Below are 12,527 nucleotides of genomic sequence, written 5' to 3'. Positions count from 1 at the left end.
ATGGGAAATCTCAGCCGCCATGTATGAATAAGCCATACCAACGACTGTAACTATAAATCAAGAAAATAAAAAATTCAGACCAAAAACGTCGTGATATAAAACGTAACCCATTATCTTAGCGAAAACAGGCGTAAAATACTACAATGAGCGTGCAACTAACGCTATTCAATCATAAAAACCGTTAAGGATGTAAAGATGGGCAATCGCTTAAGCAAAATATACACACGTACTGGAGATGATGGCAGCACTGGTATGGCTGATGGCAGCCGCCTTAGTAAAGCGGACGATCTATTTAGCGTCATGGGTGACATCGACGAGCTCAACTCACATATCGGCTTGGTACGTGCGCAACTAAAGCACAATAAAGGGCAATCTATAGAGAAAGAGTTCTCTGAAGCCTTGGTCATCATTCAGCACCTGTTATTCAATATAGGCGGCGAGCTTGCTATGCCAGAGTATGAAGGGGTTAATGCCACTCATATTGAATGGTTAGAGCAGCAAATAGATATGATGAATGCCACATTGCCACCGCTAAAAGACTTTATTCTGCCGACAGGTTCTATATTGGTGAGTCAATTACACGTGGCGCGTAGTGTATGTCGCCGCGCTGAACGTCAAGCTGTGATATTGCAACAGCAGCGTCCACAAGCGATTCGTCGTACTGCTGTCAGCTTTATCAATCGCTTATCCGATTGGCTGTTTGTTGCTGCACGCTTTTGTACAGATCCAGAAAAAGTCTCTGAGGTATTGTGGGACAGTCAAGCATTGAAAACGTTCACTGACAGTCAATAATACAAACTAAGTATTTGATAATAAATAGCTTAAACGCAAAAACCCCGCGACATAATTGTTGCGGGGTTTTTATTATTCAGCGATAGCAATTCGGTTTACTAGAAATCGCTAACTCATTACAATGACCAATTAATAAGTCGCACTGTTGTCTTCAATGATGACCATATCAATGGTTTCATCTTTAGGCACTGCTTTTGGTATGGCGGGCTTGCTAGGCTCGGCAGCAGCTGCTTGGGTGTTTGCAGTCGAACTGTTCTGACTCTCAGCAGGCTTATTGATGGTTGGCGGCGGCGTAGGTTCAGTTGGGCGAATTGGCTCAACTGGCGTTACGGTTCTTGGCTGACGGATTGGCGCTGTTTGAGTAGTATCGTTGTTCTGCGTTGCACGGCGCTCAGCAGCACGTTGGGCGCGTTGCTCATCCATTGCAGTTTTGAATATAGAACCTGCCATCACATCTGCAACAACAGTAATCAAAGCAGGCTGACCTGCAATACGCGTACGTACTTGACCGCCTTGAGTACCGACGATGTAAGTAAACGCATCATCAACGAGCATATTGTTATTGATACGGATATTGTCTTGCGCTAAACGCGATTGTAGACTTGGCTGATTATTGGCCGCTTGTACCTGACTGGCTTGATACAAGTCTTCACTTGGTAGCGTCATGCTGACACTTGCTTGGCAAGTGGTCATACCGTTTTCATTGGCTTGTTGCAAGATGGCAGCGTTTTGGACATCAATGACAACGCCATTGGTTTTTTCGCTAACCACACCATTTGCTAAACTGATTTCAGCATCATTTGCATAATTGGCCGCCAATGACTGTGCTTGTTGATTGAGCGTATTTTTCAGAGCTGACTTAAGGCGATCTTGCACCATAGGATCATCACAACTGATCGCAGGTGCAACGCTATTTTCAGCGTCGACAGTCTCTTGTTCTGTTAGCTCTGCCTGCTCAGTAGTGTCTTCTTTATCTGAGCGATCACAGCCTGCAAGCGCTAAACCACATACCAATCCAATCCCAGCAACTTTATGCCACTTGCTCAAACTTATATTTGCTACGCTCATACTAACTCTACTCCCAATTTACAGGTTCATACCGCCACTGACTGACAGTGTTCAACATTCAAATCGCAACGCTAGCTGCTACAGATATGAAAACCACATCATTATACGGTGTTTAAATCAAATGGTCATTAGTGTAGCCCATGGATATACAAATAGTGCCCCTCATTGTGGAAAAAACCTGCGTTTGGTTGCAAAAACATAACAAACATTCGCAGATTTGGACTCTAAAAAGTCATATTTAAAAAAGTACGGATTTCATCACAGTTTTCATTAGACGTCGTTGATATGACGCTATATGATTGGGCATAAAAATCATCGATAATTGGTGCATATGATAAATTTTAGAGATACGTTGTTATTAGGTCATCGAGGCGCGCGCGGTGAGGCGTTAGAAAATACCTTTTCAGGCTTTCAATACTCTCAAAATCTTAAGTCAAGAGGCTTAGCAGGCGTAGAATTTGATATACAACTAAACGCTGATGGCCACTTAATTGTATTCCACGATGACGATCTAGAGCGTATGTGCGGTCGGCAATCACGTATTGATCAGTTAAAGCTCACAGAGATTCAATGTCAGTTGCAGTTTGGCCAACCCATTATGACATTGGCAAGCATAGCGCCTGCACTTAGTGGATTTAACGTTATTGAGCTTGAAATTAAAACACATAGCCGTACCAACTATGCGGTGTTGATTGCAGCCCTTCGGCAGGCATTTATTGATACACCTCTTGCCAGCTTACCAGTTGTATTGACGAGCTTCGATGTCGAGTTACATAACCGTTTGCAACGTCACAAACTATTATCTCATATGCCTCGCGGCTTGCTTATTCGTACGCCAGAAGCGTTGGCAAGCGCGACCAATACCGCATTGCAACTCGGCTGTATTCAACTGGGCATTCATTATCCGCTTTTGACCCAAGCCGTCATCAAGCATAGCCACCGTTATGGATTGCCCGTAAGTGCTTGGACGGTTAATGATATTCCCACCATTGAGCAGCTCATCAAATGGGAGACTGATGTCATCATTACGGATTTTCCAAGTCATTTGCTGTTGCCTTGACCGAGTTATCCGTACTTTTTTGATATTTAATCATTTTTTCGATAAACGCATTCTTTCCTACATATCTACCCTTCTTGTTACACTTCTCCTTCATGTCTGATAAGTCACTCGTATTTTTGATCAATACATTCTATAATCCATACAAGTTATTGTTATTTAGCAATATTTTTATAGTGTATAAGTGTTCACTTTACACGCTTTTTAAGGTACTATGGTGGCTTAAATTAATACCGTTAGGGATATTATATGATTGCAAAAAAAGCACTTGGCTTACCGCTTAAAGGCTTACGTTTCGCTATCAAATCTGGTGATACGCTTGTAAAGACCGCCAGCACTCAAGTAACGCGTTTTAAAACTCGTTTCGATGAGAAAAAAGCGCAAATGGCGCTTGATGAGCAGCCTGTTGCAAAACGCAATTATGCGAAAGCTTCTGAGCAAGCGGATCTTTCTGCGCAAGAGCAAAGCATTGATATGCGTGAGTTTGAATTTACCAAAGCACCAATTAACTGGATTCCAGCGGCTATTTTAGTAGCGACGCCAATTGCTGCTGCTGTGATTACGCCATGGTATCTATGGACTCATGAAGTTAGCGCTCCTGTTTGGGGTGTGTTTGGTGCCTTTATGGTATGGACAGGTATCAGTATCACGGCGGGTTACCATCGTCTGCTATCGCACCGTGCTTACAAAGCGCACCCTATTGTCAAAAACTTTTTATTGTTAGGTTCAACCTTAGCTGTACAAGGCTCAGCGTTTGATTGGGTTTCTGGACATCGTACTCACCATCGTCATGTAGATGATCGTTTGGACGATCCATATTCAGCACAGCGTGGTTTTTGGTTCAGCCATATTGGTTGGATGCTACGCAACTACCCTAGCGGTAAATTTGATTATAAAAACATTCCTGATTTGACCAAAGACAGAGTCTTACAGATTCAGCATAAATATTATGGTTTGTGGGTAGTTGCCATGAATGTTGGTATGGTTGCTGCTATTGGTTGGCTCATTGGTGATGTTTGGGGTACTTTACTGATCGCTGGTTTGCTGCGCTTGGTATTAACTCATCACTTCACCTTCTTCATCAATTCGCTATGTCATATGTTTGGTACACGTCCTTATACGGATACTAATAGTGCTCGTGATAACTTTTTCTTAGCTATCTTTACGTGGGGCGAGGGTTATCATAACTATCATCATTTCTTCCAGTATGATTATCGTAATGGCGTGAAATGGTGGCAATATGATCCAACAAAATGGTTGATTGCTGGTTTATCAAAAATCGGTTTAACGACGGATTTGCGTACTGTTGATGATACGACTATTAAGCATGCCGAAGTGCAAATGCAGTTCAAAGCAGCACAACAGCAGATCGATACAGCCACAAGCACTGGGCTTGATCTTCCTCATGCGATGAAGAGCTTCCAAGACCGCATTAAGTTTGAATACGATGCATTTAAACAAACTGTCGAAGAATGGCAATCACTGAAAGCTCAAACTATTGAAATGAAAAAAATAGAATGTGCTGATCGCTTACGTGAAGTTGATGATAAGCTAAAGCATGATTATGCGAAAATTGAACAGAAAATCCTTGAGCATAACAGCAATCTAAAAACTGCTTTCCGCTCTATTGGCGCGAACGAAAAAGCGGCTTAATTAACCTCTGATTTATTTTATAATTTTGAAGCTTCTCCATCCCCCTATCCGTCCTAGATAGGGGGATTTTTTTGCTTATACTTTATCGATTATGTCATTCTAGCTACTTCTAATGATTTTATTATCATAATAAATGGTCAAATACATTGGCTGAACCATTGCTTTCTCTAATCCAAAAACAATAACCATCTCATCCATCATATTCAGTTAATTAAAGACCGAAAAATTTATTTTTTGTCCAGATATTACAAGAGATGGACAGAGTGCAACGATGCCATATGAGAGCTATGCTATAGTGATATTCTCACTTTTATATTTGAATGGAAACGGCCTGTATGCGTTATCAAAACACTTACGTCAACCTAGACACGCGCCTTTATCATGAGCAGCCACCGACGCCACTAGACAATCCTCGTGTCGGTCACTTCAACACTCAAGTTGCACAGCAGTTAGGTTGGGCAAACGACGAGGACCTGATGACCAATTGGGTTGAGATATTGGGCGGTCTATACTTGCCAGCTGATTTTAAACCACTATCGATGGCCTATGCTGGTCACCAGTTTGGACAATGGGCTGGGCAATTGGGTGACGGACGCGGTTTGCTAATGGCGCAGGTACTCGATGTTGATGGACAGCCACAAGACTTGCATCTCAAGGGTGCTGGCTTGACGCCCTATTCACGCATGGGTGATGGGCGCGCAGTCTTGCGTAGTACTATTCGCGAATACCTGTGCGGTCATGCATTGACGCAGCTTGGCATACCCTCGTCTAACGCATTGGGGTTTGTGGTATCTGATACGAGAGTGCGCCGTGAGCGTATCGAAGCAGGTGCAGCGTTGATGCGTGTGGCAGACAGTCATATTCGTCTCGGTCATGTTGAATGGATTGCCAGCTTTGCCCCTGATGTACTGGGTGAGTTCACCGACTATATGATTGACACCTATTATCCAGAGTGCCGCGATAGCGAAACGCCTGTCTTAGCTTTCTTGACCGCAGTGGTTGAGCGTACGGCTCGTATGATTGCTGATTGGCAATTGATTGGCTTTGCTCACGGTGTGATGAACACAGATAACTTATCTATCACAGGCAGTACTTTGGACTTCGGGCCGTTTGGCTTTATGGAGCGCTTCAATCCTGCATGGATCAATAATCACTCAGACCATACGGGTCGCTACGCTTATCAGAATCAGCCTGCTATTGGACATTGGAATCTAAATGTCTGGCTGCCACACTTTATGCGCCTAGAAGGCGTCACTCGTGAGACGCTCGCTGAGTGTTTAGCGCCTTATGAAGCAACCTTTATGCAGCACTATCAGCAAGGTCTGTGCCGTAAGCTTGGCTTACCGCATCAAAGAGAAAACCTCAGCTTGGCCTTTGAATGGTTGACGCTATTAGAAGACAACTTGCTCGACTATACCAATAGTTTCCGCGCCCTACTCGGTTTGGTCGCACCAGCAGATCATCCTTATGAGCAAAAGCTACTGGCTACCATGACCACTGAATTAAACAGTGATGCGCAGCAAGTATGGCAAGACTGGTCAGCACGTTATCTGGCACAGATCGAGCAGCTGCCACTTGAGCAGGCAATTGATGACATGACAACCAACAATCCTGTTTATGTTCTTCGTAATAGCATGGCGCAGCGTGCAATTACTGCCGCAGAGCAAGGTCAGTTTGAAGAGGTTGATCGAGTGTTTCGTTTATTAGCCAATCCTTATAGTGTGCAAGATATCGCTAATGATTTAGATAGCAGTACGCCTGCACCGGATACACCGCAGATGCCTATTAGTTGCTCATCTTAGTAGTTGCCCATCTTAGCATCTTTCAATTCTGTAATATTTTGAAACATTATGAAATTAAGGTTGATATCTAGACGCATTTTTTGGCATTATCAACGAGATAAATAACGAATATCATTTTATTATATTATTCGCACAATTCACCGTTGTTGACTAGGCAGTGAATTGGCAATAATGCTAGAATGAATATTTTAGCTAGTTTGCTTTTTTGACCTGATTTTTGATCGTCGACCATGATTTTGATGGTCGTGAGTCGTTTAACGTCTTTGTACCTTTCAATTATTATCATTCAATGATCTTTGGAGGGTTAGACGTTGTTTTTTATCACCATTTAATTTATTCCAACCATGGCAATTATTATGAATGACGATACCACTTCGAATACGGATAACCTCAGTACAGAAAAAGAACAGTTTGAACAAGCTGCCTTACATTACCATGAGTTTCCACGCCCAGGTAAAATTTCGGTAACCCCTACTAAGCAGCTAGCCAACCAACGTGATTTAGCACTCGCCTACTCTCCAGGCGTTGCTGTACCTTGTCTTGAAATTCAAAGAGATCCAAAACTTGCGTCTAAATACACGGCACGTAACAACCTAGTTGGTGTTATCACTAACGGTACTGCTGTATTGGGTCTGGGTAATATCGGTCCATTGGCATCGAAGCCAGTCATGGAAGGTAAAGGCGTTCTATTTAAGAAGTTTGCAGGTATCGACGTTTTTGATATTGAAATTGCTCAAAACGATCCAGATAAGTTCATCGAAGCGGTTGCCTCACTTGAGCCTACCTTTGGTGGTATCAACCTAGAAGACATCAAAGCACCAGAATGTTTCAAAATCGAGCGCGTACTACGTGAGCGCATGAACATTCCTGTGTTCCATGATGACCAACATGGTACGTCAATCATCGTTGCCGCAGCCATGCTAAACGCTTTGTTGATTACTGGCAAAAAAATCGAAGATATTAAAATTGTTTGTTCAGGTGCAGGCGCAGCAGCCATTTCTTGCCTAGATATTATTTGCGCACTTGGTGTTAATAAGAACAATATCATTGTTTCAGATTCACGCGGTATCATCACCACTAGCCGTGAAAACCTTGACGAAACCAAACAACGCTATGCTCGTGATGTTACGGCTACTTCTATCGAAGAAGTCATGGACGATGTCGATATGTTCCTAGGCCTATCAATGCCAGGTACACTATCAGAAGATATGGTTCGCCGTATGGCAAAAGACCCTATCGTCTTTGCACTTGCCAACCCAACACCTGAAATCATGCCAGAGTTGGCACATGCGGTACGTCCAGACGTCATCATGGCAACTGGTCGCTCAGACTATCCAAACCAAGTAAACAACGCGCTATGCTTCCCGTATATCTTCCGCGGTGCATTGGATGTTGGTGCAACCACTGTTAACGAAGAGATGAAAGTCGCTTGCGTAAAAGCAATCGCTGCGATGGCACACGTTGAAGCCACGCCAACTACCAGCGCTAGAAACATCGAAAAGATGCAGAGCTTTGGTCGTGATTACTTAATCCCAGGCCCTCTAGAGCCAAACCTAATCATTGAGATCGCATCTGCTGTTGCCAAAGCAGCGATGGATTCAGGCGTTGCCACGCTACCGATCGCTGACATGCAAGCCTATCGTCAGCGTCTGTCTGAGTTTGTTTATAACTCAGCGTTTGTGATGAAGCCAATCTTTGCTCGTGCTAAAGCCGACCCAAAACGTATCGTGTACTGTGAAGGTGAAGACAACAACATCTTGCTTGCTGTACAAGTGGTCGTTGATGAAAAGCTAGCACAACCTATCTTGGTTGGTCGCCCTTCAGTTATCGAAGCCAATATCAAAAAGCTAGGCCTACGTCTAAAAGCTGGCGAAAATATTACCATCGTCAACGTTGATGACGATCCTCGCTACAAAGACTACTGGCAGGGCTACTACGAGAAGAACAAACGCCGCGGTGTAAGCATTGAGCTTGCTCGTCGTGATGTTCGCCGTAAGACGACTTTGATTGGTTCTTTGCTGGTTGAAAATGGTGCAGCAGATGGCATGGTATGTGGTACATTTGGCCATTACCAATTGCATCTAAAATACGTTGAAAGCGTCATTGGCAAAAAACAAGGTATGAACGACTTCTATGCGATGAATGCGGTACTCATGCAAGATCGTAATATCTTTATCGCTGATACTTATGTCCATGAAGACCCAACAGCTGAGCAATTGGCTGAAATGACTGTCTTGGCAACGGATCAGCTACGTCGCTTTGGTATTACGCCACGCGTCGCGCTAGTGTCTCATTCTAACTTTGGCGCTTCAGATCGTGCCAGCGCTGTCAAAATGCGTAAGGTTCATGAGCTATTGACCAATATGAATGTCGACTTTGAGTTTGAAGGCGAAATGCAAGGTGATGCCGCGCTTAACGAAAATATTCGTCTAAACGATATGCCATCAAGCCCGTTAAAAGGTGCAGCGAACCTGCTTATCTTGCCAACCCTTGATGCCTCAAACATCGCTTTCAACCTACTTAAAACAGCGACTGGCAGTGCTTCTATTGGCCCTATCCTATTAGGTACTAATAAGCCGGTCCACATTTTGACGCCATCAGCGACAGCACGTGGTATCGTCAACATGACTGCATTGACCGTCACTGAAGCGCAAGACCTAGAAAACGAAAAATAGTCATATACCATACCCAGTATGAATGCACTGTATCGGTTCAATATAATTTGGATACAAGGAAGCCGAGTGAAAGTACTACAAATAGTAGACTGAGCGAGGCTGACACCCTACCAAATTTGTAGAGGATTGATTATATTAAGAAGGGCTCTGTCATCCATTGACAGAGCCCTTCTGCTATACTAAAACCAGTCAATGCAACTTATAGAGCATTGGCTGGTTTTTTGATTCATAAAAATTGAGCTAGTGATATAAAGCTCGATAATAACAAGAGGCTTCTATGCAAATTTATCTCGTAGGCGGTGCTGTACGCGATCGACTGCTTAAACGTCCTATCAAGGACAAGGACTTCGTCGTCGTTGGCGCTACTGTGGCAGAGATGGTTGATGCAGGGTTTCAACAAGTGGGCGCTGACTTTCCTGTGTTTTTGCATCCGACCAGTCATGAAGAGTATGCATTGGCACGTACAGAGCGCAAGCAAGGGTCAGGCTACAAAGGTTTTAGCGTACATGCCAGTCCCGATGTCAGTCTAGAGGATGATTTGCGCCGTCGTGATTTAACCATCAACGCGATGGCAATTGAAGTTACCAGCTTAACTGACGACACCCCTATTGACGGACAGGTCATCGACTACTATGGCGGCCTACAAGACTTAAAAAGTAAGACATTGCGTCATGTGTCCAGTGCTTTTAGCGAAGACCCATTACGTGTACTTCGAACAGTGCGTTTCTATAGTCGTTACTACGATTTGGGGTTCACCATCGCGGATGACACTTTAACGCTGATGCGTCAATTGGTCGATACAGGAGAGCTTGCTCATTTAAGTGCCGAGCGTATCTGGCAAGAGTCAAGCCGTGCAACTATGCAGTTATCACCGCAAGTCTATTGGCAAAAACTGTTTGAAATTGGTGCACTCACAGAGTATTTCGCGCCTTTGCATCATGCTTGGGATAATGTCCAAATAAGGGAAACAGCGCAGACAGCATTATATTTTGTAGGACAGATGCAGTTGAATTTATCGCAGCGCTGGGCGCTACTAATGACTAGCTTGTCTTCATCATTATTTAATAGCGAAAACTCTGAGTCTCCGTCTAACGTATCAACCGCTATAAAAAATATTAACGCTATCGGTGATAAAGCCAAAGTCCCAAAAGCACATACTCAGTTCGCAACTTTATTCGTTCAGCAAGCTGAAAAACTAAGCACAATAAATAACTTAACTGCGGCTGAAAAAATCGATCTAATCCAAGCCTGCGGTGCGCATAAGGAGCCTGATAAGCTCTCTCAACTGCTAGTGTGCAGTCATGTGTTACAGCTAGCAATACAGCATCGCCAAATGATGTTAGCACTAAACAGCTTTCATGCTGTCGGCATGACTGACATTGCGCCAGACCTTAAAGGCCCCGCTATTGGTGCAGCCTTACGCCAAAGCAGGATTGAACACTTGCAAGCGCAACAATGATATAGACAAGCACCTTAGAGAAAAAAGTAGTATTGCTATGAACCAAGAAACTAATGCCTATCAAACAGAAAATATAAATAACCAAACGCCAGTGATGCTTGTCACAGGTAGTGCTAGGCGCATTGGGGCGGCTATTGTTAAAGCGGCTCATAAGCAAGGCTACCGCGTTATCATTCATTGTCATCGTAGTGAACAAGACGCTAATGACTTAGCTGACCATCTGAACGACATCCGTGCTAATAGTGCAAAAGTTATCGTTGCTGACTTGACAATAGTTAATGATAAAACAGCTTTAGACAGCTTTGTTGGAAGTATTATAGAGGCGTTTGGACAGCTTGATGTACTGGTGCATAATGCCTCGCGGTTTTATCCTAGCCCACTTGGTAGTATCAATCATGCACAGTGGGATGAGTTGCTTTTGACCAATGCCAAAGCCCCTTTATTACTAAACCAAGCCCTACTACCTTATCTTAAGCAACAACAAGGCTGTATTATCAGTTTATTGGACATACACGCGCATGATAGACCATTTAACAACTATACCGTTTACAATATGGCGAAGGCCGCGCATCGAATGATGGTACAGTCGCTAGCGCTAGAGATGGCACCTGAAGTAAGGGTCAACGGGGTTGCTCCTGGAGTCAACATTTTGCCTGACCCTACTAGCGACCAAGCTATTGATAATGAGCAACAACAAAGTATCATCGATGCTATCCCTATGCGGCGAATAGGCCAACCTGATGAGATTGCTCATAGCGTACTGTATCTTGTGCAGGCAAATTATGTCACAGGAGAGATCATCACCGTGGATGGAGGCCGTAGTCTAACCATAGCTGGTGGTTACCTGTAATACAAAAATATGGTTCAATAAAAAATATCTTGATTACTGCCTATCTTTTACTTGAAAAATTAAAAAAATCAGGTATCATTGTGCGTCTAACGTTAGGGCCCATAGCTCAGTTGGTTAGAGCAGAGGACTCATAATCCTTTGGTCGTAGGTTCAAGTCCTACTGGGCCCACCAAATTCAAACCCTTACAAGCATTGGCTTGTAAGGGTTTTTTATTGCTTAAATTTCATGCAATCACATTGATGTAATTATTTTTTTGATACTATCTTGATACTTTGATCCTTATAGTAATTAAAGTATGATAACTACTAGCACTATGGTTATTTGCTGCTGCATGGGTGATATATGAAGGTTAAACTTACCAAAAAATTTATTGATTCAATAGACTATACCGCTAAAGGTACTGATATCTATATGGATGATGTATTGACTGGATTTGCACTACGTGTAGGTAAGCAGTCTAAACGCTATACATTACATAAGCGTATAAATGGAAAGCTATATCGAGATGAAGTAGAAGAAACGCACTTGATCACGCTAACCGAAGCACGTGAAAAAGCCAGCATAATGATGGCAAATATAAAAAAAGGTATGCATGTTTATGACGGGCTTCATGAGATCTTTGAAGACACTAAAGATAAGACTGATAATGTACCAACATTGAGAGATGCATATACCTACTTTAAATCAGCAAAGACTGACTTAGCTAAAAATACTATTACTACTTATGATCGTCAAATACTACAGAATCTGAAAGACTGGCTAGATGTATCTTTAAACGATATATCTAAATCAATGATAAGTGATAAGCATAAAGAGATAAGCAAGCATAGCAAATCTCAGGCTAACGCAACTATGAGAACTCTAAGGTCAGTTTGGAATTATTGCCGTGATAGCTTTTTAGATGATGACGAAGACTTTTTAATAAAAGAGCAACCAGTACGCATACTTAACGCCAAGAAAGATTGGAATATAGTTAAGCCGCGTACTAAACATGTTGAAGAAGAATATTTAGGTATGTACCTCAAAACACTTTTGAATTATGTTGATAGAAGCTCACACATGCAAGCGCCCCATAGCAATAATGCACGAGATATCGAGCCTTTCCTAAAAACTGTGTAACTGCTTATAATCCACTAACAGGAGAATAAGCAATGACTACTCAATCTGACA

Annotated in this window: 9 protein-coding genes and 1 tRNA gene; 9 read left to right on the top strand and 1 reads right to left on the bottom strand. The window is 42.9% G+C overall.

The features are described from left to right. Positions 1–195: 195 nt before the first annotated feature. Entirely contained in the window at positions 196–792 is a 597-nt protein-coding gene (locus HCZ91_RS07515) for a cob(I)yrinic acid a,c-diamide adenosyltransferase (protein ID WP_179798902.1), read from the top strand. Positions 793–921: 129 nt separating this feature from the next. On the opposite strand, the gene HCZ91_RS07510 is transcribed toward HCZ91_RS07515, so the two are convergent. Further along, positions 922–1,860: a hypothetical protein gene (locus HCZ91_RS07510; protein WP_179798901.1), complete on the bottom strand. Its 939-nt coding sequence runs from the start codon at positions 1,858–1,860 to the stop codon at positions 922–924. Positions 1,861–2,191: 331 nt separating this feature from the next. Between HCZ91_RS07510 and HCZ91_RS07505 the strand changes: the two genes are divergently transcribed. The 8 genes from HCZ91_RS07505 (at position 2,192) to HCZ91_RS07470 (ending at position 12,476) form a co-directional block, all read left to right on the top strand. Further along, the gene (locus HCZ91_RS07505; RefSeq protein WP_101205086.1) at positions 2,192–2,920 is read left to right on the top strand and encodes a glycerophosphodiester phosphodiesterase; all 729 of its coding nucleotides are present in this window, start codon (positions 2,192–2,194) and stop codon (positions 2,918–2,920) included. Positions 2,921–3,391: 471 nt separating this feature from the next. Next, entirely contained in the window at positions 3,392–4,570 is a 1,179-nt protein-coding gene (locus tag HCZ91_RS07500) for a fatty acid desaturase (protein ID WP_179799003.1), read from the top strand. Positions 4,571–4,905: 335 nt separating this feature from the next. Next, positions 4,906–6,372 carry a protein adenylyltransferase SelO family protein gene (locus tag HCZ91_RS07495; RefSeq protein ID WP_179798900.1) on the top strand — a complete coding sequence of 489 codons (1,467 nt, stop codon included), beginning with the start codon at positions 4,906–4,908 and terminating at the stop codon, positions 6,370–6,372. 356 nt (positions 6,373–6,728) lie between these two features. Further along, entirely contained in the window at positions 6,729–9,047 is a 2,319-nt protein-coding gene (locus HCZ91_RS07490; protein ID WP_179798899.1) for an NADP-dependent malic enzyme, read from the top strand. 277 nt (positions 9,048–9,324) lie between these two features. Beyond that, positions 9,325–10,506 (top strand): tRNA nucleotidyltransferase, encoded by a 1,182-nt coding sequence (locus HCZ91_RS07485; protein WP_179798898.1) that lies wholly within the window; start codon positions 9,325–9,327, stop codon positions 10,504–10,506. Positions 10,507–10,543: 37 nt separating this feature from the next. After that, a complete protein-coding gene (locus HCZ91_RS07480) occupies positions 10,544–11,356 on the top strand; it encodes a pteridine reductase (RefSeq protein WP_179798897.1) in 813 nt (270 codons plus the stop codon). A gap of 95 nt (positions 11,357–11,451) precedes the next feature. After that, positions 11,452–11,528, top strand: a tRNA-Ile gene (locus tag HCZ91_RS07475). Positions 11,529–11,699: 171 nt separating this feature from the next. Beyond that, positions 11,700–12,476 (top strand): Arm DNA-binding domain-containing protein, encoded by a 777-nt coding sequence (locus HCZ91_RS07470; protein WP_257020002.1) that lies wholly within the window; start codon positions 11,700–11,702, stop codon positions 12,474–12,476. Positions 12,477–12,527 lie beyond the last annotated feature (51 nt).

It is taken from the genome of Psychrobacter sp. BI730 (genome assembly GCF_013414195.1).
In the GTDB taxonomy this organism is placed as follows: domain Bacteria; phylum Pseudomonadota; class Gammaproteobacteria; order Pseudomonadales; family Moraxellaceae; genus Psychrobacter.
The sequence above is the reverse complement of the archived record's forward strand: the minus strand, read 5'-3'. Positions and strand labels throughout refer to the sequence as shown.

What these genes read in the sequence shown, in the direction of transcription:
- HCZ91_RS07515 (WP_179798902.1), top strand. Translation starts at nt 196, where the DNA reads ATGGGCAATCGCTTAAGCAAAATATACACACGTACTGGAGATGATGGC.
- HCZ91_RS07510 (WP_179798901.1), bottom strand. Translation starts at nt 1,860, where the DNA reads ATGAGCGTAGCAAATATAAGTTTGAGCAAGTGGCATAAAGTTGCTGGG.
- HCZ91_RS07505 (WP_101205086.1), top strand. Translation starts at nt 2,192, where the DNA reads ATGATAAATTTTAGAGATACGTTGTTATTAGGTCATCGAGGCGCGCGC.
- HCZ91_RS07500 (WP_179799003.1), top strand. Translation starts at nt 3,392, where the DNA reads ATGCGTGAGTTTGAATTTACCAAAGCACCAATTAACTGGATTCCAGCG.
- HCZ91_RS07495 (WP_179798900.1), top strand. Translation starts at nt 4,906, where the DNA reads ATGCGTTATCAAAACACTTACGTCAACCTAGACACGCGCCTTTATCAT.
- HCZ91_RS07490 (WP_179798899.1), top strand. Translation starts at nt 6,729, where the DNA reads ATGAATGACGATACCACTTCGAATACGGATAACCTCAGTACAGAAAAA.
- HCZ91_RS07485 (WP_179798898.1), top strand. Translation starts at nt 9,325, where the DNA reads ATGCAAATTTATCTCGTAGGCGGTGCTGTACGCGATCGACTGCTTAAA.
- HCZ91_RS07480 (WP_179798897.1), top strand. Translation starts at nt 10,544, where the DNA reads ATGAACCAAGAAACTAATGCCTATCAAACAGAAAATATAAATAACCAA.
- HCZ91_RS07470 (WP_257020002.1), top strand. Translation starts at nt 11,700, where the DNA reads ATGAAGGTTAAACTTACCAAAAAATTTATTGATTCAATAGACTATACC.